19 protein-coding genes are annotated in these 22699 nt (G+C 69.2%); 9 read left to right on the top strand and 10 right to left on the bottom strand.

Annotated features, from left to right (window positions below; genetic code table 11):
* Positions 1–30 precede the first annotated feature (30 nt).
* Positions 31–876, top strand: a complete 846-nt coding sequence (locus tag ACYBYQ_RS05670; protein ID WP_459617618.1) for a branched-chain amino acid aminotransferase — start codon at positions 31–33, stop codon at positions 874–876.
* Between the two features lie 51 nt (positions 877–927).
* Here ACYBYQ_RS05670 and ACYBYQ_RS05665 read toward each other — a convergent pair whose 3' ends face one another.
* From ACYBYQ_RS05665 to ACYBYQ_RS05650, 4 genes are all read right to left on the bottom strand, one after another.
* Entirely contained in the window at positions 928–1674 is a 747-nt protein-coding gene (locus tag ACYBYQ_RS05665) for an ABC transporter ATP-binding protein (RefSeq protein ID WP_459617616.1), read from the bottom strand.
* Positions 1671–3503 (bottom strand): branched-chain amino acid ABC transporter ATP-binding protein/permease, encoded by a 1833-nt coding sequence (locus ACYBYQ_RS05660; RefSeq protein ID WP_459617614.1) that lies wholly within the window; start codon positions 3501–3503, stop codon positions 1671–1673. The genes ACYBYQ_RS05665 and ACYBYQ_RS05660 overlap by 4 nt, the downstream gene beginning before the upstream one ends.
* A 5-nt stretch (positions 3504–3508) precedes the next feature.
* A complete protein-coding gene (locus ACYBYQ_RS05655) occupies positions 3509–4546 on the bottom strand; it encodes a branched-chain amino acid ABC transporter permease (RefSeq protein WP_459617612.1) in 1038 nt (345 codons plus the stop codon).
* 160 nt (positions 4547–4706) lie between these two features.
* Positions 4707–5870: an ABC transporter substrate-binding protein gene (locus ACYBYQ_RS05650; RefSeq protein WP_459618712.1), complete on the bottom strand. Its 1164-nt coding sequence runs from the start codon at positions 5868–5870 to the stop codon at positions 4707–4709.
* A 313-nt stretch (positions 5871–6183) separates the two neighbouring features.
* Between ACYBYQ_RS05650 and msrB the strand changes: the two genes are divergently transcribed.
* Genes msrB through ACYBYQ_RS05630 form a run of 4 tightly spaced genes read left to right on the top strand, consistent with a single transcriptional unit; the run spans position 6184 to position 8243 of the window.
* Entirely contained in the window at positions 6184–6585 is a 402-nt protein-coding gene (gene msrB, locus ACYBYQ_RS05645; protein ID WP_459617610.1) for a peptide-methionine (R)-S-oxide reductase MsrB, read from the top strand.
* Positions 6582–7148 (top strand): septation protein A, encoded by a 567-nt coding sequence (locus tag ACYBYQ_RS05640; protein ID WP_459617609.1) that lies wholly within the window; start codon positions 6582–6584, stop codon positions 7146–7148. The genes msrB and ACYBYQ_RS05640 overlap by 4 nt, the downstream gene beginning before the upstream one ends.
* Positions 7149–7172: 24 nt before the next feature.
* Positions 7173–7448 carry a BolA family protein gene (locus ACYBYQ_RS05635; RefSeq protein WP_459617607.1) on the top strand — a complete coding sequence of 92 codons (276 nt, stop codon included), beginning with the start codon at positions 7173–7175 and terminating at the stop codon, positions 7446–7448.
* An 18-nt stretch (positions 7449–7466) separates the two neighbouring features.
* On the top strand, positions 7467–8243 hold the full coding sequence (locus tag ACYBYQ_RS05630) for a peptidylprolyl isomerase (protein ID WP_459617605.1): 777 nt from the start codon (positions 7467–7469) through the stop codon (positions 8241–8243).
* A 111-nt stretch (positions 8244–8354) separates the two neighbouring features.
* Here the strand turns inward: ACYBYQ_RS05630 and ligA are convergent, their stop codons facing one another.
* The 3 genes from ligA to smc are packed head-to-tail and all read right to left on the bottom strand — an operon-like array spanning position 8355 to position 15059.
* The gene (gene ligA, locus ACYBYQ_RS05625; protein ID WP_459617603.1) at positions 8355–10454 is read right to left on the bottom strand and encodes an NAD-dependent DNA ligase LigA; all 2100 of its coding nucleotides are present in this window, start codon (positions 10452–10454) and stop codon (positions 8355–8357) included.
* Positions 10451–11485 carry a cell division protein ZipA C-terminal FtsZ-binding domain-containing protein gene (locus ACYBYQ_RS05620; RefSeq protein ID WP_459617601.1) on the bottom strand — a complete coding sequence of 345 codons (1035 nt, stop codon included), beginning with the start codon at positions 11483–11485 and terminating at the stop codon, positions 10451–10453. The genes ligA and ACYBYQ_RS05620 overlap by 4 nt, the downstream gene beginning before the upstream one ends.
* A gap of 43 nt (positions 11486–11528) precedes the next feature.
* A complete protein-coding gene (gene smc, locus ACYBYQ_RS05615; RefSeq protein ID WP_459617599.1) occupies positions 11529–15059 on the bottom strand; it encodes a chromosome segregation protein SMC in 3531 nt (1176 codons plus the stop codon).
* 241 nt (positions 15060–15300) lie between these two features.
* Between smc and lplT the strand changes: the two genes are divergently transcribed.
* Positions 15301–16614 (top strand): lysophospholipid transporter LplT, encoded by a 1314-nt coding sequence (lplT, locus tag ACYBYQ_RS05610; protein WP_459617597.1) that lies wholly within the window; start codon positions 15301–15303, stop codon positions 16612–16614.
* 39 nt (positions 16615–16653) lie between these two features.
* Here lplT and ACYBYQ_RS05605 read toward each other — a convergent pair whose 3' ends face one another.
* The 3 genes from ACYBYQ_RS05605 to tsaB are packed head-to-tail and all read right to left on the bottom strand — an operon-like array spanning position 16654 to position 19568.
* Positions 16654–17400 carry an aspartate/glutamate racemase family protein gene (locus tag ACYBYQ_RS05605; RefSeq protein ID WP_459617595.1) on the bottom strand — a complete coding sequence of 249 codons (747 nt, stop codon included), beginning with the start codon at positions 17398–17400 and terminating at the stop codon, positions 16654–16656.
* A 21-nt stretch (positions 17401–17421) separates the two neighbouring features.
* On the bottom strand, positions 17422–18336 hold the full coding sequence (locus ACYBYQ_RS05600; protein WP_459617593.1) for a uracil-DNA glycosylase: 915 nt from the start codon (positions 18334–18336) through the stop codon (positions 17422–17424).
* Positions 18333–19568: a tRNA (adenosine(37)-N6)-threonylcarbamoyltransferase complex dimerization subunit type 1 TsaB gene (gene tsaB, locus ACYBYQ_RS05595; protein ID WP_459617591.1), complete on the bottom strand. Its 1236-nt coding sequence runs from the start codon at positions 19566–19568 to the stop codon at positions 18333–18335. The genes ACYBYQ_RS05600 and tsaB overlap by 4 nt, the downstream gene beginning before the upstream one ends.
* Positions 19569–19699: 131 nt before the next feature.
* Between tsaB and risA the strand changes: the two genes are divergently transcribed.
* From risA to ACYBYQ_RS05580, 3 genes are all read left to right on the top strand, one after another.
* Entirely contained in the window at positions 19700–20434 is a 735-nt protein-coding gene (risA, locus tag ACYBYQ_RS05590) for a response regulator transcription factor RisA (protein WP_015040250.1), read from the top strand.
* Positions 20435–20651: 217 nt separating this feature from the next.
* Positions 20652–22046, top strand: coding sequence for a sensor histidine kinase RisS (gene risS, locus ACYBYQ_RS05585; protein ID WP_459617589.1), 1395 nt, complete (start codon positions 20652–20654; stop codon positions 22044–22046).
* A gap of 63 nt (positions 22047–22109) precedes the next feature.
* Positions 22110–22658, top strand: coding sequence for a peroxiredoxin (locus ACYBYQ_RS05580; RefSeq protein WP_459617587.1), 549 nt, complete (start codon positions 22110–22112; stop codon positions 22656–22658).
* The last annotated feature ends 41 nt before the right edge of the window (positions 22659–22699 follow it).

Raw genomic sequence — 22699 nt, 5'->3', positions numbered from 1 at the left:
CGGCGCCGCGACATACGAGGAAACAGAAACATGGACGCGCTTTACTGGCACGATGGCCGCTGGACCACCGAAAACCCGAAACTGCTGGGCCCGGCCGATCACGCCTTCTGGATGGCCAGCATGGTATTCGACGGCGCCCGCGCCTTCGACGGCCTCACCCCCGACCTGGACCTGCATTGCCAGCGCGTGGTGCGCTCGGCCGAGAAAATGCTGATGAAGCCCGCGATGGGCTGGGAAGCCATTCAGGCGCTATGCCTGGAAGCCGTGGCCAAGTTCCCGCCCGGCTCGGAGCTCTACATCAAGCCCATGTTCTTCTGCGCCGACGGCTTCCTGCTGCCCGATGCCGACAAGACGCAGTTCGTGCTGCACGTCTTCAAGGTGCCCATGCCGGGCAGCCAGGGCTTCTCGGCCTGCTTCTCGCCCTATGCCCGGGCCTGGGCCAGCATGGCCCCCACCGATGCCAAGGCGTCCTGCCTGTACCCGAACGGCCAGCGCGCCATCCGCGACGCCGCTGCCCGCGGCTACGACAACGCCATCATGCTCGACGGCGACGGCAACGTGGCCGAGTTCGCCACCAGCAACCTGTGGATCGCCAAGGACGGCGTGGTGGCCACGCCCGCCGACAACGGCACCTTCCTCAACGGCATCACGCGCCGGCGCGTGCTGGCGCTGCTGCGCGAAGACGGCGTCACGGTCGAGGAGCGCACCCTGACCCGCGCCGACGTGGAAGGCGCCGATGAGGTCTTCTCTACCGGCAACTACGGCAAGGTCGTGCACGTCAACCGCGTCGAGTCGCGCGAACTCGAACACGGCCCCATGGCCCAGCGGGCGCGCCGCCTGTACATGGAATACGCCCGGGCCACCGGCAGGCGCTGAGCCGGGATCGGGGCGGGACGGCAGCAGCCCCGCCCGCCCGGGCTGCGAGGCTCAGGCCGCCCGGCCCAGCCCCAGGTAGCTCTCCATCACGCGCGGATTGCCCGCCAGTTCACCGGCCGGGCCATGCAGGATGATCTCGCCGGTTTCGAGCACGTAGCCATGGTCGGCCACCTGCAGCGCCGCGCGGGCATTCTGCTCGACGAGCAGGATGGCCACGCCGGTTTCGCGCAGGCGCGCGATGATGTGGAAGATCTCGCGCACGATGCGCGGCGCCAGCCCCAGGCTGGGCTCGTCCAGCATCAGCAGCCGGGGCTTGGCCATCAGCGCCCGGCCCACGGCCAGCATCTGGCGCTCGCCGCCCGACAGCGTGCCGGCCTGCTGGCCGCGCCGCTCGCGCAGGCGCGGGAACAGCTCGTAGACCTCCTGCAGCGTGTCGCGCCAGCCGCTCTCGCGGGCACGATAGCGCCGGAAACCGCCAAGCAGCAGGTTGTCTTCGACGGACATGCTGGAAAACAGCTCGCGGCGCTCGGGCACCAGCGACATGCCCGCCCCCACCCGCCGCTCCACCGGCCAGCCGGCGACGTCGTTGCCGGCATAGCAGATGCGGCCCGAGGCATGGCCTGTTTGCGGCAGGGAGCCCATCACGGCATTGAGCATGGTGGACTTGCCGGCGCCGTTCGCGCCGATCACGGTGACGATGCTGCCGGCCGGCACCGACAGCACGGCGTTGCTCAGCGCCCCGACCTTGCCGTAGCGGGCCGACAGGCCCTCGACCTGGAGTATGGGAGCCTGGCTCATTGCGCACCTCCAGCGGCGGCGGGCGTGGCCTGCCCGGGCAGGTCGTCGTCGATGCCGCCCAGGTAGGCTTCCAGCACCGCAGGGTTGCGCTGCACCTCGGCGGGCGCACCTTCGGCCAGCTTGGTGCCGAAATCCATCACGACCAGATGGTTGGTCAGGCGCATCACAAAATCCATGTCGTGCTCCACCAGCAAGATGCTCATGCCTTCGCTGCGCAGCTGGTCCAGCACCTGCGCCAGTTCCTGCTTCTCCTTGTAGCGCAGCCCGGCCGCCGGCTCGTCGAGCAGCAGCAGCAGCGGGTCGCTGCACAGCGCCCGCGCGATCTCCAGGATGCGCTGCTGGCCCAGGGCCAGGTTGCCGGCCTGTTCGTAGAGATAGTCTCCCAGCCCCACGCGCTGCAGCTGGCGTGCGGCCTCGTGCAGGAGCTGCGCCTCGCGCTGGCGGTCGGTGCGCAGCGCACTGGCCAGCACGCCTACCTCGCAGCGCAGGTGCGCGCCCAGAGCCACGTTCTCGAGCACGGTCATGGTGGGCAGCAACTGCACGTGCTGGAAAGTCCTGCCCACCCCGCGCCGGGCGATCTCGCGCGCCGTGCGGCCGTCGATACGCTCGCCCAGAAAACGCACCTGGCCGCGCGTGGCGGGCAGCACGCCGCTGATGAGATTGAAGGTGGTGCTCTTGCCTGCCCCGTTGGGGCCGATCAGGCCCATGATCTCGCCGGCGCGCACCTGGAACGACACGTCGTTGACGGCGACCAGGCCGCCGAACTGCTTGCGTATGGCATCCACTTCGAGCACGGTCTGGCCCGGCTGCGGCCGCGGGCGGGGCGCAAGCAGCGGCGCCTCGGGCGGCGCGGGCCGCCGGCGACGCGAGCCGGCGGTGCCGCTCAGCCTGCCCCACCATCCCGACACGATGGGCCAGAGGCCGTTGCTGGCGTACTGCAGCACCAGGATCATCAGCACCCCGAAGACGATGAGCTCGAAGTTGGCGTCCGTGTCGAGCACGGCCGGCAGCAGGTTCTGGATCTGGTCCTTGAGCGTGAGGATCACCGCCGAACCCAGCAGCGCTCCCCATACGTGGCCGGCACCGCCGACCACCGCCATGAACAGGTACTCGATGCCGTAGTTCAGGCCGAACGGGCTGGGGCTGACCGCGCGCTGCATGTGGGCGTAGAGCCAGCCCGACAGGCAGGCAAGCAGGGCGGCCCACACGAAGATGATGATCTTGTACGACGCCGTGTTCACGCCCATGGACTCGGCCATGCCGGCGCCGCTCTTGAGCGCGCGGATGGCCCGGCCGGGACGCGAGTCCAGCAGGTTGTGGGTGGCCCACAGCGCCAGCAGCACGCAGATCCAGATCAGGAAGAATATGTGCCGGCCGCTGGCCAGCGAGTAGCCGAAGACGCGTATGGGCTCGATGCCGGCGATGCCGTCGTGCTTGCCCAGGAAGTCCATGTTGCCGAACAGGTAGAACAGCGACAGGCCCCAGGCGATGGTGCCCAGCGGCAGGAAGTGGCCCGACAGCCGCAGCGTGATCAGGCCCAGCAGGAAGGCCACCAGGGCGGTGATGGCCAGGCCCGCGAACAGCGTCAGCCAGGGCGAGACGCCGTAGCGCGTGGTGAGCAGCGCGGTCGTGTAGGCCCCCAGCCCCACGAAGGCCGCCTGGCCGAAGGAGGTGAGGCCGCCCACGCCGGTGAGCAGCACCAGCCCCAGGGCGACCAGGCCCGCCAGCCCGATGTAATTGAGCTGGGTGATCCAGAATTCGGGAGTGGCGGGCACCAGGGGCAGGACCGCCAGCACGGCCACCAGGGCGATCAGCAGGATGCGATTCATGTTGCTTATTCCTCTTCGTCCGCGTGGCGGCTGCCGAACGAGCGCCAGATCAGCACGGGGATGATGAGCGTGAAGACGATGACTTCCTTGTAGGCGCTGGCCCAGAACGAGGAGAAGGCTTCCAGCACGCCGACCAGCAGCGCGCCCGCGGCCGCGACCGGATAGCTCGCCAGGCCGCCGATGATCGCGCCCACGAAGCCCTTCAGGCCGATCAGGAAGCCCGTGTCGTAGTACACCGTGGTGATGGGCGCGATCAGCATGCCGGAGACCACGCCGATGGCCGCCGCCAGCGTGAAGGTCAGGCTGCCCGACATCGAGGTGCTGATGCCCACCAGCCGCGCGCCGCGCCGGTTCACGGCCGTGGCGCGCAGGGCGCGGCCGTACAGCGTCTTGCCGAAGAACAGCCACAGCGCCACGATCAGCAGCGCGCACGTGCCGACGACGAACAGGCTCTGGGCCGACCACGCGCCGAACCCCAGGTCCACCTGCCCGGCAACGAAGGCGGGGGTGCGCCAGCCCTCGGCGCCGAAGAACACGAGCGCCAGGCCCATCAGCGCGAAGTGCACGGCCACCGACACGATCAGCAGCACCAGCACGGTGGCCTCGGCCAGCGGCTGGTACACGATGCGATACACCATCGGCCCCATCGGCACCACCAGCGCCAGCGTGAGCAGCATGTCGACCCACAGCGAGGTATCGGGGCCGGCGTAGGAGGTCGTGAGCCACAGCAGGGCCAGCGGCAGCACCACGCAGGCCAGCAGCACCCTGGGAAGGCCGCCCCAGGCCCCGGTGCGGGCGGCGCGCACCAGCGCCATCAATGTCACCACGCCGCCCAGCAGGGGCAGCAGGTACACCGTGCCCGGCACCCGGCCGTCCACCAGCATGGCCAGCGTCAGGGCGCCGAAGGCGACGAATTCCCCCTGGGGTATGAAGATGACGCGCGTCACGGCGAAGACCAATACCAGCGCCATGCCGAGCAGCGCGTAGATCGCGCCGTTGACGATGCCGTCCTGCAGCAGGATCAGCGCAATTGTCGAATCCATCGATGAACGACCTTGTGTGTAACGGGGGTGTGCCGGCCCCCTCTGGGTACTGCGGATATGAAGCACCGGCCCTCAGGCCGGTGCGAGGTACGACGGGAAACGCGATGCTACGCCATCGGGGCGCAGCAGGACAGCAGGCCGCCTGCCGCGGCGGGCACGCCTACAGTCCGGGCTGGTAGACCCACTTGCCGTTCTCGACCTTGACCATCACGCGCGAACGTTCGTCGAAGCCGGCGTGGTCGGTGGGACTCATATTGAACACGCCCTGCGAGACGGCAAGGTTCTTCACGCCTTCGATGGCATCGCGCAGCGCCGCGCGGAACTCGGGCGTGCCGGGCTTGGCACCCGACTTGAGGGCCTCGGGCACGGCATGGATGATGAGCTGCCCGGCATCCCACATATGGCCGCCGAAGGTGTTGGTGGAGCCGGCGCCATGGACCTTCTCGTAGGCGGTGGAATAGGCCAGGGCGGATTGCTTGACCGGGTTGTCGTCCGGCAGCTGGGCGGCCACCAGCAGCGGGCCGGCGGGCAGCAGCATGCCGTCGCAGTCCTTGCCGCAGACGCGCAGCACGTCGTTGTTGGCGGCGCCGTGGGTCTGGTAGATGAGGCCGCCGTAGTTGCGCGCCTTGAGCTCCTTCTGCGGCAGGGCGGACGGCGTGCCGGCGCCCGCGATCAGGATGGCGTCGGGCCGGGCGCCGACCAGCTTGAGCACCTGGCCCGTCACGCTGGTGTCGGTGCGGCCATATTTCTCCACGGCCACGATCTGAATGCCCTTGGCCTTGGCGGCTTCCTGCATCACCGCCAGCCAGCCGTCCCCGTAGGCGTCGGCGAAGCCGATGAAACCCAGCGTCTTGACCTTGGCCTTCACCATGGCATCGGCCAGCGCGCTGGCCATCAGCGCATCGTTCTGCGGCGTCTTGAACACCCACCGGCGCTTCTCGTCGACCGGCTCGACGATCTTGGCGCTGGCGGCCACGCTGATCATGGGCAGCTTCGCCTCGGCGGCGACGTCGACCATGGCCAGCGAACCCGGCGTCACCGAGGTGCCGACCAGCACGTCGACCTTGTCTTCCGACGCCAGCTTGCGGGCGTTGCGCACGGCCTGCGTGGTGTCGGTGGCGTCGTCGAGCACGATCCATTCCACCTTCTGCCCGGCCACTTCCCTGGGCAGCAGCGCCACCGTGTTGCGCTCGGGAATGCCGAGCGAGGCGGCAGGGCCGGTGGAAGCGACGGTGACGCCGACCTTCACCTGCGCGCCGGCCGCCATGGGCAGGCTCAGGACAAGCGCGGCGGCGACCGCGGACAGGCCGAAATGCTTGGGCATCATGTGTTGTCTCCTGTTGGGCTCTTTTGTGTGCCCCGGAACGGGGCGGGAGGAGCCTGATTAAAGTTATACAGAAAAAATAATTATAGGGTTAAAACAGTATCACATGGTGTGCGCGCAGACCCTGCCGCCCAGGGCCGCCGCATCTGATCAAACGCGTTTGTTAATGGCGAAGTTTTTACCGGACCACGCGCGCCCGCGTCTGTAAGGGCTTACCCGGCCCTGGCGCCGGAAGGCCCAGCCAAACTCGATTAACATGGTGCCGGAGGATTATGCCCGAACCTTTTTTCACCCCGGGCCTCCAAGGTAGACCATGGAAAAAGTACGCAAGACCGAAGCCGAGTGGCGTGCCGTGCTCACGCCGCAGGAGTATGCCGTTGCGCGCGAAAAAGGCACCGAACGCGCCTTCACCGGCCGCTACTGGAACACCTTCACCCCCGGCATCTATCGCTGCGTGGGCTGCGGCACGCCGCTGTTCGCCTCCGACACGAAGTTCGACGCCGGCTGCGGCTGGCCCAGCTACTTCGAGCCCATAGACCCGGAGCGCGTGCGCGAAGAACGCGACACCAGCCACGGCATGGTCCGCACGGAAGTGCTGTGCAACATCTGCGATGCGCACCTGGGCCATGTATTCCCCGACGGCCCCGAGCCCACCGGGCTGCGCTACTGCATCAACTCGCTGTCCCTGAAGTTCGAGCCCCAGGATCCGGCATGAAGAAGTTCCTGTTCGACCTCTTCCCCCTGATCCTGTTCTTCGTCGCCTACCGCTACGCCGACATCTATGCCGCCACCGCGGTGGCCATCACGGCCTCCGTGGCCCAGATCCTGTGGCTCAGGCTCACGCGCAAGGCCATCGAGACCATGCACTGGATCAACCTGGGCGTCATCGTGATCTTCGGCGGCGCCACGCTCTGGCTGCACAGCGACGTGTTCATCAAATGGAAGCCCACGGTGCTGTACTGGCTGTTCGGCGGCGCCCTGCTGGTTTCGCGCCTGCTGGGCCGCAACCTGATCCGCCGCCTGCTCGGGCAGCAGATTCAGCTGCCCGATGCGGTATGGGAGAAGCTCAATCTGAGCTGGGCGCTGTTCTTCCTCGGGGCCGGCGCCGTGAACCTGTATGTCGCGTTCTCGGGCCATTTCAGCGAATCGCAGTGGGTCAACTTCAAGGTCTTCGGCCTCATGGGCCTGCTGATCGCCTTCGTGATCGTCCAGTCCCTCTGGCTGGGCCGGCACATGCAGTCGCCCGACACCCCTGATGCCGACGACACCAAGCGCTGACGCGTCCACTGCCACACGCCACCCATGACGGAACCCACCGACCGCATCGCCCTCATCCGCGCACGCCTGGCCGCCCTTGAGCCCACCGCCCTGGAGATCCAAGACGAATCCCACCTGCATGCCGGGCATGCCGGCGCGCAGGGCGGCGCCGGCCATTACCGCGTACGCATCGAGGCCGCCTGCTTCGCCGGCCTGTCGCCCGTCGCGCGACATCGCCTGGTGTATGATCGGCTGCGCGATCTCATCCCCCACCCCATCCATGCCCTGGCGCTGGATGCGCGGACCCCGACTTCCCGATAACTCCCACAAAGGACATACATGAAACGCATCGTCATGCTGGCCGCCGCGTGCGCCATCGCCGTGCCCGCCTTCGCGCAGAACGCGGCCACCGTGAATGGCAAGCCCATCACCCAGAAGAGCCTGGACGAGTTCGTCAAGCTGCTGGTGAGCCAGGGTGCGACCGACTCGCCGCAATTGCGCGAACAGGTCAAGGAAGAGATGATCAATCGCCAGGTGTTCGTGCAGGCCGCCGAGAAATCCGGCATCGCCAAGCAGGAAGCCGTGCAGACCGAGATCGAGCTGGCCCGCCAGGGCATCCTGGTGCGCGCCCTCATGGCCGACTACCTGCAGAAGCACCCCGTCACCGACGCGCAGGTGCAGGCCGAGTACGACAAGCTCAAGCAGGCCCAGTCCGGCGAGATGGAATACAAGGTGCGCCACATCCTCGTCAAGGATGAAAAAACCGCCAACGACCTGCTCGCCCAGGTCAAGCGCGACGCCGGCAGGTTCGACGACCTGGCCAAGAAGAACTCCCAGGATCCCGGCAGCGCCGAGCGCGGCGGCGATCTCGGGTGGGCCCCGCCCTCCAACTACGTGGCGCCTTTCGCCGAGGCGGTTTCCAAGCTGAAGAAGGGCCAGCTGGTCGACAAGCCGGTGCAGACCCAGTTCGGCTGGCACGTGATCATGGTCGACGATACCCGTGCGGTGGAATTCCCGCCGCTCGACCAGGTCCGCCCCCAGGTCGAGGAAATGCTGCGCCAGCAGACGCTGGGCAACTACCAGAAGGAACTGCGCGAGCAGGCCAAGATCCAGTAGTCGCGGGATACGGCACGCGGTCCGGCAGGCCGGACCGCGCAATGCCAAGGCCCCGGCATGTGGCATGCCGGGGCCTTTTGTCTATGCTGCGCCCGGGCCGGGCCGTGGGGCTCAGCCTTCGCCCAGCAGGGCCTTCAGGCCATCCTCGTCCAGGATGGCCACGCCCAGCTCCTGGGCCTTGGCCAGCTTGCTGCCGGCGTCCTCGCCGGCCACCACGTAGGCGGTCTTGCGCGACACCGAGCCGCTGACCTTGCCGCCGGCCGCCAGTATCCGGCGCGTGGCCTCGTCGCGGGTCCAGTTGGGCATGGTGCCGGTGAGCACGAAAGTCTTGCCCGTCAGGTTGCCGCTCTGGAGCGGCGCCTCCGCCACGGGATGCACGCCCTGCTCCGCCAGCTGCCGGACGATCTCGCGATTGTGCGGCTCGGCGAAGAAGCGGCGTATCGAGCCCGCCACCACGGGCCCGACGTCAGGCACGCCCAGCAGCGCATCCTCGTCGGCGTCCATGATCCGGTCCATGCTGCCGAAGTGGCGTGCCACGTCGCGGGCGGTGGTCTCGCCCACGTGCCGGATCCCGAGCGCGAACAGCAGGCGGCCTAGCGCCGGCGAACGCGCCTTGTCGATGGCCTGCACCAGGTTCTCGGCAGATTTCCTGCCCATGCGGTCCAGCGCCGCCAGCTCGAACGCGTCGAGGCTATACAGGTCGGCCAGGGACTTCACCCGCCCGCTGTCGACCAGCTGGTCGACCAGCTTCTCACCCAGGCCCTCGATGTCCAGCGCCTTGCGCCCCGCTGCGTGCAGCAGCGTCTGCTTGCGCTGGGCCGCGCAGAACAGGCCCCCCGTGCAGCGCGCCACGGCCTCGTCCTCGGGACGCTCGATGGCCGAACCGCAGACCGGGCAGGCGCTGACCATGACGAATTCCCGCGCGTCGGGCGGCCGCTGCTCGAGTACCGGGCCCACCACTTCGGGGATCACGTCGCCGGCGCGGCGCACGATCACCGTATCGCCGATGCGCACGTCCTTGCGCCGGATCTCGTCCTCGTTGTGCAGGGTGGCATTGGTGACCGTGACGCCGCCGACGAATACGGGCGCCAGGCGGGCCACGGGCGTGATCGCGCCGGTGCGGCCCACCTGCACTTCGATGTCCTGCAGAACGGTGGTGGCCTCCTCGGCCGGGAACTTGTGCGCCAGCGCGAAGCGCGGCGCCCGGGCCACGAAGCCCAGCACGCGCTGGGCCGGCAGCGAATCCACCTTGTAGACCACGCCGTCGATGTCGTAGGGCAGGCCGGTGCGCAGCCGGCCCACGTCGGCATACACCTCCAGCAGCCCTGCCGCGCCCACGGCCTTGCGGTTGTAGCGCATGTTCACGGGCAGGCCGAGCGCGGCCAGCCAGTCCAGCATGGCGCTGTGGGTGTCGCACGGCAGCGTGGACGGGCTGCGCACCCCCGGCGCGGGCTCGTCGTAGCGCGTCTGCCCCGGCAGGCCATGCACCTCGCCCCAGCTGTAGGCAAAGAAGCGCAGCGGCCGCCGCGCCGTGATGTGCGGGTCGAGCTGGCGCAGGCTGCCGGCGGCGGCGTTGCGCGGATTCACGAAGACCTTCTCGCCGCGCGCGGCCTGGCTGCGGTTCAGGCGCTCGAAATCGGCCCGGTTCATCAGCACCTCGCCGCGCACTTCCAGCACCTTCGGCGCCTCCCCCTGGAGCTTGAGGGGAATGGAGCGGATGGTACGGACGTTGGCCGTGACGTCTTCGCCGGTCTGGCCGTCGCCGCGGGTGGCCGCCTGCACCAGGTGGCCGTCCTCGTAGCGCAGGCTGATGGCCAGGCCGTCGAGCTTGAGCTCGCAGAAGTAGTCGGGCTGGACGTCCTGCGCCAGCAGCCCGGCGCCGCGCAGCGTGTCGGCGACGCGGCGGTCGAAGGCCGCCACGTCTTCGTCGTCGAAGGCATTGCCCAGCGAGAGCATGGGCACCGCATGGCGCACGGCGCCGAACTGCGTGGACGGCGCCGCGCCGACCCGCTGGGTGGGCGACTCCGGCGTCACGAGCTCGGGATGCGCGGCCTCGATCTCCAGCAGCTCGCGCATGAGCGCATCGTATTCGGCGTCGGAGATCGTCGGCTGGTCGTGTACGTAGTAGCGGACGTTGTGCTGCTCGATCTCGGAACGCAGGGCGGCGGCGCGTGCCGCCACGTCGGGCGTGCCGGACTTGGGGCCGCTCACGCGAACACCCGCTGGGCGCGCTCCCCGCCCGCCGGCAAACCGGCCTGCTCGAGCTGCTGGAACAGCACTTGCAGCCGTTCGTCGATGATGGCCTCGGTGCCTTCGGCCAGGGGCTTGCCCTGGTCGTCCACCAGGTGCGCGCCCAGGCGGGCCGCCAGGTCGCGGCCCACGTCGACCATGCGCCCGAAGGCGCGCGGGTCGGCAGGGCTGCAGGGCACGTCGAGCAGCATGTAGAGACGGTCGACGCTGCCGCCGTCGAACGGTGCGCCGTCGGCCCGCGACAGCGTGAAACGCACCACGCCGGAATCGGCCAGCCATGCCAGGCGCGGGCCGTCGGGCGCGAATCCCAGCTCGCGCGCCAGGCCCGTGACCTCGGACACAGGACGCGGGGTGGACAACAGCAGGGTCAGGCCCACCTGGGTATCCAGCGCGGCACAGGTATCGTCGAGCTTCGCGGCCTGCTCCAGCACGGCCTGCTGATCCGGGCCTTCGATGCTGCCGTCGAAGCGGTCGGCGAGGTCCTGGGCACGGGCCCAGGCCTGCGACCACTCGATGGCCGTCAGGGGGCCGCTGCGGTTGGCCAGCAGCACGGCGAGCTGCACCGAAGCGTACGACTCATGGGTGATGATGCGGGCGCGATGGCGCTGCTGGTCGGTGGAGGCGAACAGGCGCAGCGGCTTGCGGCCCACCTGGCGCAGCCCCTGGAGCACCGGCACCAGATCCGACCCGCGCACCGGCTCGGAGAAGCTGACTTCGATCACGACTTCGCAAGCCGGATCGGGTTCCTGCGGGTCGTCGCCTTCTGCAGCCGTACCGGGTTCCGCAGCGCCGGACATGCCCATCCCGGGCTCGCGGCGCGAGCCTGCAGGCGGCCTGGCTTCTTCGGACCCCAGCAGCGGATCCTGGTCGCTGCCCGGGAAATGGGCCTGCATGCGGCGCCGCACGCGGCGATCCTGCCACCAGTTGAAGCCCAGCACAGCCAATATCAGCAGCACGCCCAGGGCGATCAGCCCGATCTGCAAATCACTCATGTGTTCTTTCCACGCCGCCGGGCGGCGCCCTTCGAATTCCGGGTTATGCCGCTTCGGCGGCCATCTGCACGGCCGAATCGATATCCACGGCCACGATACGCGAAACGCCTTGTTCCTGCATGGTAACGCCCACCAGCTGCTTGGCCATCTGCATGGCGATTTTATTGTGCGAGATGAAAAGGAACTGGGTCTGCTCGCTCATGGCGCTGACCAGGTTGGCATAGCGCTCGGTGTTGGCGTCATCCAGCGGCGCGTCCACCTCGTCCAGCAGGCAGAACGGCGCCGGATTCAGCTTGAACAGCGCAAACACCAGCGCGGTGGCGGTCAGGGCCTTCTCGCCGCCGGACAACAGGTGGATGGTGCTGTTGCGCTTGCCGGGAGGCTGCGCCATGACCTGCACGCCCGCGTCGAGGATCTCGTCGCCCGTCATGGTGAGCCGGGCCTCGCCGCCGCCGAACAGCCGGGGGAAGAGCTCGCCGAAATGGCCGTTGACGGTGTCGAACGTTTCCTGCAGCAGCTCGCGCGTCTCGCGATCGATCTTGCGGATCGCGTCCTCGAGCGTTTCCATGGCGGTGAGGAGGTCCTGCTGCTGGGAGTCGAGGAAGGTCTTGCGCTCGCGCGCCGTATTCAGCTCGTCCAGGGCGGCCAGGTTCACCGGCCCCAGTCCGTCGATCTGGCGCGAGATGCGGCTCACCTCGGACTGCAGCCAAGCGGCCCGCCGCCATTGCTCGGGCATGTCGGCCAGCTCGCGGGCCAGGGCCTCGCGATCGACCTCGCGCGCGTCCAACTGCTCGGTGAACTGCTCTTCGGCCAGGCGCGCCGCCTGCTCCTGCAGCTGCAGCTCGGTGATGCGCGCGCGCAGGGGTTCGAGCGCGCGCTCCTGCACGAGGCGCTGCTCGTCGGCCTCGCGCAGCAATGCCGACAGGTTGTCGAGCTCCTGGCGGGCCCGCGTCAGCGCCTCTTCGCGCTCGGCGCGCAGTTCCAGCGCCTCCTGCAGCCCCGCCTGGGATGCCGAGGCGTCGAACTCGGCCAGCTCGCCCTCGAGATGCTCCAGCTCCGCCCGCGCGCGCTCGCTCTGGTCGATGGCCAGCTGGCGGTTGCGCTGCAATTCCGTGATGCGCGCCTGCACGCCGCGTTCGGCGAACTCGGCCTCCTGCGCGGCGCGCTCGAGTTCGCGCAGACGGGTGCGTGCGGCCTCGGCCTGCGCCGCCAGCCCCTCGCCGTCGATCTCGGCATCCGAGAAGCGCGACTGATGCTCGGCGAGTTCCGCGTCCAGCGTTTCGAAACGGGCCTCGGCCTCTTCGCGCGTGGCGCGCAGGTCTTCTTCGTGGGCTGCCAGCTCTTCCAGGTCCTGGTTCAGGCGGGCGGCGCGCTCGCCGGACTGCTCGGCCTGCTGCTGCAGGCGCGAATGCTCCAGCTGGATGTCGTGCAGGCGACGGGTCAGCTCGGCCACGCGCTGGCGGGCCGGCGTGATGGCCTGGGTGACCTGTTGCCATGCGGCCTCGGCCCGGGCCACGGCGGCGCGGGCCTGGTCGGCGATGAGCTGCTGCGCCTTGATCTCGCGCTGCAGGTTCTCGATTTCCTGCTGCCTGCCGAGCAGGCCGGCCTGCTCGGAATCCGGCGCGTAGAAGCGTACGCTGTGCGCATCGACCACGTGGCCCGCCTTGACGACGCAGCATGCGCCTTCGGGCAGCGTGCCGCGCCCGGCCAGCGCCTGGGCCAGGTCGGTTGCGGTATAGATGCCGCGCAGCCAGTCATTGAGCAGCGCGCGCAGGTCGGGATCGGTGACGCGCAGCAGGCTCGCCAATGGCGTGAGGCCGGCCGGCGCGCCCGGCGCAGGGGCTGCCGGCGGCAGCTGGTAGAAAGCCAGCCGCGACGGCGGTGCGTCGTCGGCGAAAGCGCGCGCCCAGTCGAGGTTGCGCACCTCCAGCGCCGCCATGCGCTCGCGCAGCACCGCTTCCAGCGCCGTTTCCCAGCCAGGCTCCACATGCAGCTTCTGCCACAGCCGCGACAGCCCGGCCAGTTCGTGCTTGGCCAGCCAGGGCTCGAGCGCACCCTGTTTCTGCACGTCTTCCTGCAGCTTGACCAGCGCCGCGAGCCGGGCTTCGAGCCGCGCCAGGTTCTGGGCATCCTGCTGGGCGGCGGCCTGGGCCTGGCTGCGCTCGGCATCCGCCTCGGGCACGCGGGCCTCGAGCGTGGCGAGTTCGGCCTGGGCCGCCTCGAGCTGCTCCTCGGCTGCGTAGCGGTCGCCGGCCAGCTGCTCCAGCCTGGCCGGGTCGGGCGCATCGAGCTCGCGCAGCTCCTGCTGCAGCCGCTCGCGACGCTGCTCCAGCGCCTGCAGCTGGCGATCGGCGTCGCGCTGGGTCTGGGCGGCCAGCGCCAGGTTCTGCTCCACCCGTGCCAGCGCGCCGCGCATTTCATCACGCGCAGCGGCCGCCTCGCGCACCCGGCTTTCGATCGCCGGAAGCCCGGCCTGCGCCTCCTCGGCCCGGGCACGCGCCTCTTCGGTCCGGGCGGCGCCGGCGGCGAGATCCTCATCGGCCAGCGCCAGCTGTTCGGTGCAATGCTGCTGCTGGCTGTCCCATTCGGCGATCTGGGCGAGCAGCTGCTCGCGGCGCGCCTGCAGGCGGTTGCGCGAATCGACGACGTGGCGGATCTCGGCCTCCAGGCGGCTGACCTGCGCATTGGCCTCGTACAGCTGCCCCTGGGCGGCATGCACCGCGTCGCTTGCCTGGTAGTGCGCCTGGCGCCGCGACTCCAGCGCCGCTTCGCCGCTGCGCAGGCCCGCAATGGCTGCCTCCAGGTCGTTCTGCGCCTGGGCCATTTCCTGGCTCTTGCGCTGGCGCTCCTCGCGTGCGCCCGTTTCCTTCAGCAGCCACAGCGCATGCTGCTTCTTCTCGCCGTCGGCCTCGAGCTCGCGGTATTGGCGCGCCACCTCGGCCTGGGCCTCGAGCTTTTCGAGCTGGCTGCCCAGTTCGCGCAGGATGTCCTCGACGCGGGTGAGGTTCTCGCGGGTGTCCGACAGCCGGTTCTCGGTTTCGCGGCGGCGTTCCTTATAGCGCGACACACCGGCGGCCTCTTCCAGGAACACGCGGAGCTCCTCGGGCCGGGCCTCGATCAGCCGGTTGATCATGCCCTGGCCGATGATGGCGTAGCCGCGTGCGCCCAGGCCGGTGCCCAGGAAGATGTCGTGGATGTCGCGCCGGCGTACCTGCTGGTTGTTGATGTAGTAGCTGCTGGTGCCGTCCCGCGTGAGCACGCGGCGCACGGAGATCTCGGCGTAGCTGCTCCACTGTCCGGCGGCACGGCCTTCGCTGTTGTCGAACACCATCTCCACCGAGGCCCGGGCGGCGGGCTTGCGGTTGCCCGAGCCGTTGAAGATCACGTCCTGCATGGATTCGCCGCGCAGCTCGGAGGCCTTGGCCTCGCCCAGCACCCAGCGCACCGCGTCGATGATGTTCGACTTGCCGCAGCCGTTCGGCCCCACCACGCCGACCAGCTGGCTGGGCACGGGGATCACCGTGGGATCGACGAAGGACTTGAAGCCGGCGAGTTTGAGCTGGGTAAGGCGCACGGTACGATGACGGAGGGGGTTAACGAAGCGTTGAACGGACCTGCCGCGCAGATTGCGAAACCGGCCCTGGAGGGCCGGCCGGATACGGCTCGTATGATACCCCAGCCCACTGCGCCCGGCGCCCCGCAGGGACGCCGCCCTGGCTCGCCCCCCGGCGGACGCTATACTCGCTGACACTTTTCATAAAAGCCGTATCACTTCGACGCCGCCGGCCCGATCGGCGCACAGCGGGGACATTCTTTTGAAACGCGGGTTCTATCTGGTCATGGCCGCGCAGGCCTTTTCCTCGATGGCGGACAACGCGCTGTTCATTGCCGCGATCGCCCTCATCCTGGAGTTGAGCGGACCGGACTGGATGGCGCCCGCCATGAAATGGTCGTTCGCGCTGGCCTATGTGGTGCTGGCCGCGTTCGTGGGCGCCTTTGCCGATTCGTACCCGAAGGGCCGCGTCATGTTCGTCACCAACGCCCTCAAGGTATGCGGCTGCCTGCTGATGTTCGGCTACGCCAGCCTGGATGTCCCGCCCCAATACCAGACCTACCTGGTGTGCGCCGCCTACGGCCTGGTGGGCGTGGGCGCTGCCGCCTACTCCCCGGCCAAATATGGCATCGTCACGGAGATGCTGCCGCCCGACCTGCTGGTCAAGGGCAACAGCTGGATCGAAGGGCTGACGGTGCTGTCCATCATCGTGGGCACCGTACTAGGCGGCATGCTGATATCGCCGCAGGTGTCGCAGGCACTGCTGCACCACCCGGCCCTGGGCAAGCTGGTGCACACCCCGGCCGAGGCCGCCATCCTGGCGATCGCCTTCGTGTACCTGCTGGCGGCGGTGTGCAACCTGCTCATTCCGCCCACCCACGTGCGTTATCCGCCGCAGCAGAAGAATCCCATCAAGCTCACCCGCACCTTCGCGGGATACGTCCGCGTGCTGTGGCACGACAAGCTGGGGCAGATCTCCCTGGCGGTCACCACGCTGTTCTGGGGTGCGGGCGCCACGCTGCAGCTCATCGTGATCGAGTGGGGCCGCAGCCACCTGGGCTACCGGCTCGACCAGGCCTCGATGCTGATGGGCGTGGCGGCGGTAGGCACCGTGGTGGGCTCGGCCCTGGCCGGCCGCATCCCGCTGCGCAACGCGCTGTCGGTCCTGCCGGTCGGCGCGGCGATGGGCCTGGTCGTGATGCTGATGCCGCTGGTGCACTCGCCATGGAGCGTCTATCTGCTGCTGCTCGTCACGGGCGGCCTCGCGGGTTTCTTCGTGGTGCCCATGAATGCGCTGCTGCAGCACCGGGGGCATGTCCTGCTGTCGGCCGGCCACTCCATCGCCGTGCAGAACTTCAACGAACAGCTCAACATCCTGCTCATGGTGGCGATCTACACCGTGCTGCTGTGGCTGGAACTGCCCATCAACGTCGTGATCGTGATCTTCGGCCTGCTGGTCACGGTGCTGATGATGCTGTTCATGCGCTGGAGCAACCGCAACCTGAAGGCCGATCCCGACCTGCGGCAGCAGATCGGCCAGGAAGGCCACGGCAAGGCGCTGCATCCCGACCACTAGAGCGGCCGGCGGCGGCCGTGTGGCAGGCGCCCGGCCGGTTCAGGCGCGGGCGTTGCGGCCGACCGCCGCCCGCTCGCGCCCCAGGGCCGCAAGCGCAGCCAGCTGGCCCAGGGCCATCCGGTATGAATCCACGACCGGAACCGGCGGCAGCGCGGGCAGGAGCTCGACGCATCCGGCCAGCGCCGCGCCCGCGACGATGATCACGTCGGCGCCCTCGGCCGCCGCCCGCTCCAGCCCCTTGCCCACCTCGGCCACGGCCCGCGGTTCATGCGTCGCGTACTCGAGCGCCTGGCCCGGCAAGGCATGCACGCCGGCGCAGCGCGACGCCAGGCCCAGCCGGCGCAGGTAGTCGCGCAGCATGCCAGGCCAGCGCGCGCCCACGGTGACGATGGCATAGCGCTCGCCCAGCTGCAGTGCGCCGAGCACGGCCGCCTCGGCCATGCCTGCCACCGGCATCGCAGCATGGCGTTCGCGCACGGCGTCGATGCCCGGCTCGCCGAAGCAGGCGATCAGGCAGGCCTCGTACGGCTGCGGTGCGGCTGCGATCTCTGCGTCCACCGTCTCAAGCACGGCATGCGCGGCTACCGCGGCCTCCGCCCGGCTGGCGATGTAGGCCGGACCGAAACGGGCGCTGACTGCCCGGATGCGGGCGGCCTCGCCGAAGTACGCCTGCGCCTGCGACCTCAACGCCTCGGTGAGCGTCTCGGTGGTATTGCCGTTGACGACGAGCAGGCGCCAGGGGTGGGCGGCCGAGCCCACGAGCGCGGCGGGCGGCGAGACGGGCATGGGAGGCTCCTTCGGGATGGGTCAGAGGCTGGCGGCGAGCCGGAGATCCTGCCAGCTGCGCGCCTTCTCGAAAGGACTGCGCAGCAGGTAGGCAGGGTGGTAGCTCACCACGATGGGAATCCGGCGCCCGTCGATCTCCACCGCATGGGCGCGGCCGCGCAGGCTGCCGATGGTGGCATCGGTGCCCAGCAGAGTCTGCGCCGCGAACCGCCCCAGCACCAGGATGCGCTCGGGCTGCAGCAGGGAGATCTGCCGCATCAGGTACGGACCGCAGGCCGCGATCTCCTCGGGCGTGGGGTTGCGATTGCCCGGCGGGCGGCACTTGATCACGTTGGCTATATAGACATCGCGCTCCCGGCTCATCCCCACGGAGGCGAGCATCGCGTCGAGCAACTGCCCGGAACGACCGACGAAGGGCAGCCCCTGGCGGTCTTCCTCTGCGCCCGGCGCCTCGCCCACCACCATCCAGCGCACCGCCGACGGTTCGGCCCCCATGCCGAACACGGCATTGCGCCTGCCCTTGCACAGCCCGCAGGCGGTGCATGTTTCGACCATGGCGCGCAATTCCGGCAGGTCGGCCCGGCCGATGGCGGCCAACCGCTCGGCCGCGTCCGGGCCGGCGTCGTCCGACACGGACGCCGGCGCAGGCGTCCGGGCTGGCCCGCGATCACGCGGCGCGGCCGCTGGCCCGGGGGGCGGCGCGACGGGCGCGGCCGGCGGCGCTCCGCGGGTGGACACGTCCACCTCCGGTCGGACCGTTGCCGGCCCTGGCCCCGGCCCGGAAGCGCCGACAGACGCCGGGGGAGCGGCCACCGGCATCGGCGCGGTCTCTGCCCCTTGCAGCCAGGTCTTTTCGATGCCGATTTCCCGCAGCCAGAGGCGCTGCAGCGGATTGGGCCGCGGCGCCTGCGGCACGCCATGCCGGACGGCGTTCAAGCCGGGGCTCCCGGAACAAGGGGCTTCTGCATCACCAGCGCATCCTCGCGCTGCCCTGCCCCCGCGGGGTAGTAGCCGCGCCGCACGCCGGCACGCAGGAAACCCAGGCGCTCGTAGAACCGCAGCGCCGTCGTATTGGAAGGCCGCACCTCGAGCAGCAGCCCGCCGCTGCCGCGCCCGGCGGCCTGCCGCTCGCACCAGTCGAGCAGCTGCCGGCCCAGCCCCTGGCGCTGGTGCGCGCGCGCCACCGCCAGCACCAGCACATGGGCCACGTCGGGCGCCGCCATCAGTACGCAGAACCCGACCACGCGGCCGTCCAGGCGCAGCACGCAGGCCGGATAGCCTGCGGCCAGCGCGTCCGCAAAATTGCCGCGGGTCCAGGGAAACGCCTGGACGTCGGCCTCGAGCGCCGCCACCTGGTCCAGGTCGGCCGGCGTCATGGGCGCCAGCACCGGACGCACCAGCGTGCTGCCGGCGCGCGGGTTGCCGCCCTGCCCGAGCTGGCGCTCGGCCGTGGTGTAGGCGACCTTGTCGCGTACATAGAGAGGAGCAGCCGATGCCGGATCCACGGTCTCGCCGCGCTGCCAGGCCTGCCAGGCCAGTTGCGCGACCGCCGCGGCGCCGGGCCGGACGGCCTGCACCGCCCGGCGATGTTCCTGCGCCCCGGCGAGTGCCGGATAGGCGTCCCAGGCATCGCCGGCCAGCAGCAGATCCAGCGGACGGCCGGCGGCCGCGCGCCAGGCGGCAAGCCGGGAGCCGGACCAGGGCAGCACCTCGGCCGCGGGCACGAGCAGCGGCGACTGCAATGTCTGCCACGCGCCGCTGCTGCCGCGCGCATACGCCGCCAGGTAGACTTCCTCCATGCGCGCATCCAGCGCAACCAGCACGGCATCGCCCTCGGCGGGCTGCGCGGCCTCGGCCACCGCCAGGTGCGACACCACCGGCACCACGGGCACGCCCAGGCCGAGGGCCACGCCCTGCGCCACGCCGCAGGCCACGCGCAGCCCCGTGAAACCGCCCGGGCCCTGCCCGAAGGCCACGGCGTGCACATCGGCCGGCCGCAAGCCGGCGTCGTCCAGCAGCGCCCGGGCCATGGGCAGCAGGCGTTCGGCATGCTCCTGGGCGCCGTCGTGCTCGCGCAGGGTGATGCGGGGCGCCGCGCCCGCCTCGCGCAGCAGGGCGACACCGCACCTCGGCGACGAGGTTTCGAAGGCGAGCAGATTCCGGTTCATAGGGGGCGATTGTACGAAATCGGGGGGCCTTCCCGAGGGGCGGAAGCGCGATTCCAACCGTTGCGCGCAATGTGTAATATCTTGTGAGCGCCCACTAGCCGCTGCTTCCCGTCGCTGTTACATTTCCGGCCATGAACACGCAAAACACCACCCCCATCCGCAAGATCCTGGTCGTCGATGACGATCCCCGGCTGCGCGATCTGTTGCGGCGCTATCTGTCGGAACAAGGGTTCAACGTCTTCGTCGCGGAAGACGCCAAGGAAATGGGCAAGCTATGGCAACGCGAGCACTTCGACCTGCTCGTGCTCGACCTCATGCTGCCCGGCGAAGACGGCCTTTCGATCTGCCGCCGTCTGCGGGGGGGCCACGACAACACCCCCATCATCATGCTCACGGCCAAGGCCGAGGAAATCGACCGCATCGTGGGCCTGGAGATGGGCGCCGACGATTACCTTTCCAAGCCGTTCAACCCGCGCGAGCTGCTGGCACGCATCAACGCCATCCTGCGCCGGCGCGGCACCGAAGAGCATCCCGGGGCTCCCAGCCAGGAGAACGAATCCATCGCGTTCGGCCCCTATGTGCTGAACCTTTCCACGCGCACGCTCACCCGCAACGGTGAACAGGTGCCCATCACCACCGGCGAATTCTCGGTGCTGAAGGTGTTCGCGCGCCATCCCAAGATCCCGCTGTCCCGCGACAAGCTCATGGAACTGGCGCGCGGGCGCGAATACGAAGCCTTCGATCGCAGCCTCGACGTGCAGATCTCGCGTCTGCGCAAGCTGATCGAACCCAACCCGTCCAAGCCCGTCTTCATCCAGACCGTCTGGGGCCTGGGCTATGTGTTCGTCCCGGACGGCGGCAGCTGACGAGCCTGCACAGACGCAGCGAGGTCCCGCATGTCTGCGCATACCGTTGGGCACCCGGGCGCGAAGCGCAGGCGCCGCAGCACTCCCCTGAGCAGTCTGCACACCGCGGCACAGCGGCGTGTGCGCTCCCCCGGCGCACGCGTGCGCGCATGCAAGGCGACGCCGCGTGTCGATTGGCCCTAACTCTTACGCCAGGTCCTGGCATCAGCGTACCTACGTGCCACGCCTGCGTCGTTTCCTCAAGAGCCTGACCCCGCGCCTGCGCCTGGGGCTCTTCGGCCGCACCTTCCTGCTGCTTGCCGCGCTCATGCTGGTGAGCCTGGGCGCGTGGCTGCAGGTGTTCTTCAGCATGGAGCTCGGCCCGCGCGCCAACCAGATGGCGCAACGGGTCATCACGGCCGTCAACATCACGCGCACGGCGCTGATCTACTCGCATGCCGAGGAGCGCAGCAAGCTGCTGCTGGACCTCGCCACCAACGAAGGCATCCAGGTCTATCCGCGCGAACTCACCGACTTCACCGAACCGCTGCCGGACGACGACTACTGGCAGCGCGTGGCGCAGCACATCCGCACCCGCTTCGGACCCGAGACGCAGATCGCCTGGGGCGTGAACCAGGTGCCGGGATTCTGGGTCAGTTTCCAGATCGACCAGGACCTCTACTGGCTGGTGTTCGAGCGCGAGCAGATCGGCCTGACCGGCGGCATCGAATGGCTGGGCTGGGGCGCCACCGCGCTGCTGCTGTCGCTGGTGGGCGCGGCGGTCAGCGTAGGGTTCGTGAACCGCCCGCTGTCGCGGCTCGCCCGCGCCGCCCAGGTACTGTCGCGCGGCGAGACGCCGGCGCCGCTGCCCGAACAGGGGCCGCTCGAGATCCGCGACCTCAACGCCTCGTTCAACCGCATGGCCAAGGACCTCCGCCAGGCCGACGCCGACCGGGAATTGATGCTGGCGGGCATCTCGCACGACCTGCGCACGCCGTTGGCGCGCATGCGCCTGGAGATCGAGATGAGCGGCGTCTCGGAAGACGCGCGCCAGGCAATCGACGACGACCTCGCCCAGATCGACCACAGCATCGGGCAGCTCATGGAATATGCGCGGCCCGCCGGGACCCTGCCGCAGCAGGCCACCGACATCTCCGCCGTGCTCACCGAACTCTACGAACGCGAACGCACCCACACTGCCAGCCTGGGCGGCGAGCTGGAAGCCGCCATCGAGCCCGGCCTCAGGGCCCGCATCACCGCACTGGACCTGAAGCGCATCGTCAGCAACCTGATCGAGAACGCGCGGCGCTACGGGCGTTCCACCGACGGGCTGGCCCACCTGGTCATGACCGTGCAATCCGAGGGCAGCATCCTGGCCATCGAGGTGTGCGACCGCGGACCCGGCATTGCGCCCGAAGAAGTCGACCGCCTGCTGCGCCCCTTTTCCCGGGGCGACGCCGCCCGCACCGGCGTGAGCGGCGCCGGACTGGGCCTGGCGATCGTCGAGCGCCTGCTCAAGCACGTCGGCGGCTCGCTCAGGATGCAGCCGCGCGATGGCGGCGGCTTGGTGGCCCGCATAGAGCTGCCCAAAGCCAAATTTAGAAATTATCAATTAGACATCGACGATCAATAGCGTAAAATTAGCATCCTTAGGCACTCGCCTGAATCTCCACCAACACACTCACTGGGAGTACACATGAAAACTGTTGGCGAAAAACTCGAGCCCTTCAAGGTCACCGGCGTCAAGCCCGGCTTCAATCAGCACGAAGAGAACGGCGTTTCGGCGTTCGAAGACATCACCGAAAGCTCGTTCCCCGGCAAGTGGAAAGTGATCTACTTCTACCCGAAGGACTTCACCTTCGTGTGCCCCACCGAGATCGTCGGCTTCAACAAGCTGGCCAAGGATTTCGAAGACCGCGACGCCGTGCTGATGGGCGGTTCGGTCGACAACGAGTTCGTGAAGCTGGCCTGGCGCCGCGAGCATCCCGACCTCAACAAGCTGGGCCACTACCAGTTCGCCGACACCACCGGTTCGCTGGTCGACCAGCTCGGCGTGCGTGAAAAGGGCGCCGGCGTTGCCCTGCGCGCCACCTTCATCGTCGATCCCGACAACGTCATCCAGCACGTGTCGGTGAACAACCTGAACGTCGGCCGCAACCCCGAAGAAGTGCTGCGCCTGCTCGACGGTCTGCAAACCGATGAGCTCTGCCCGTGCAACCGCTCGGTGGGCGGCGCCACGCTGTAATACGCGACTCGGCCCGGCTCGTCCGGGCTTTCTCTGGGCCA

The sequence above is a fragment of the Bordetella sp. 2513F2 genome (assembly GCF_054642735.1).
This window is presented reverse-complemented; position numbering and strand designations above follow the sequence as displayed.

What these genes read in the sequence shown, in the direction of transcription:
- ACYBYQ_RS05605 (WP_459617595.1), bottom strand. Translation starts at nt 17,400, where the DNA reads ATGCCCGTCTCGCCGCCCGCCGCGCTCGTGGGCTCGGCCGCCCACCCC.
- ACYBYQ_RS05660 (WP_459617614.1), bottom strand. Translation starts at nt 3,503, where the DNA reads ATGAATCGCATCCTGCTGATCGCCCTGGTGGCCGTGCTGGCGGTCCTG.
- ACYBYQ_RS05620 (WP_459617601.1), bottom strand. Translation starts at nt 11,485, where the DNA reads ATGAGTGATTTGCAGATCGGGCTGATCGCCCTGGGCGTGCTGCTGATA.
- ACYBYQ_RS05630 (WP_459617605.1), top strand. Translation starts at nt 7,467, where the DNA reads ATGAAACGCATCGTCATGCTGGCCGCCGCGTGCGCCATCGCCGTGCCC.
- ACYBYQ_RS05670 (WP_459617618.1), top strand. Translation starts at nt 31, where the DNA reads ATGGACGCGCTTTACTGGCACGATGGCCGCTGGACCACCGAAAACCCG.
- ACYBYQ_RS05655 (WP_459617612.1), bottom strand. Translation starts at nt 4,546, where the DNA reads ATGGATTCGACAATTGCGCTGATCCTGCTGCAGGACGGCATCGTCAAC.
- ACYBYQ_RS05640 (WP_459617609.1), top strand. Translation starts at nt 6,582, where the DNA reads ATGAAGAAGTTCCTGTTCGACCTCTTCCCCCTGATCCTGTTCTTCGTC.
- ACYBYQ_RS05635 (WP_459617607.1), top strand. Translation starts at nt 7,173, where the DNA reads ATGACGGAACCCACCGACCGCATCGCCCTCATCCGCGCACGCCTGGCC.
- msrB (WP_459617610.1), top strand. Translation starts at nt 6,184, where the DNA reads ATGGAAAAAGTACGCAAGACCGAAGCCGAGTGGCGTGCCGTGCTCACG.
- ACYBYQ_RS05650 (WP_459618712.1), bottom strand. Translation starts at nt 5,870, where the DNA reads ATGCCCAAGCATTTCGGCCTGTCCGCGGTCGCCGCCGCGCTTGTCCTG.
- ACYBYQ_RS05580 (WP_459617587.1), top strand. Translation starts at nt 22,110, where the DNA reads ATGAAAACTGTTGGCGAAAAACTCGAGCCCTTCAAGGTCACCGGCGTC.
- tsaB (WP_459617591.1), bottom strand. Translation starts at nt 19,568, where the DNA reads ATGAACCGGAATCTGCTCGCCTTCGAAACCTCGTCGCCGAGGTGCGGT.
- risA (WP_015040250.1), top strand. Translation starts at nt 19,700, where the DNA reads ATGAACACGCAAAACACCACCCCCATCCGCAAGATCCTGGTCGTCGAT.
- ACYBYQ_RS05665 (WP_459617616.1), bottom strand. Translation starts at nt 1,674, where the DNA reads ATGAGCCAGGCTCCCATACTCCAGGTCGAGGGCCTGTCGGCCCGCTAC.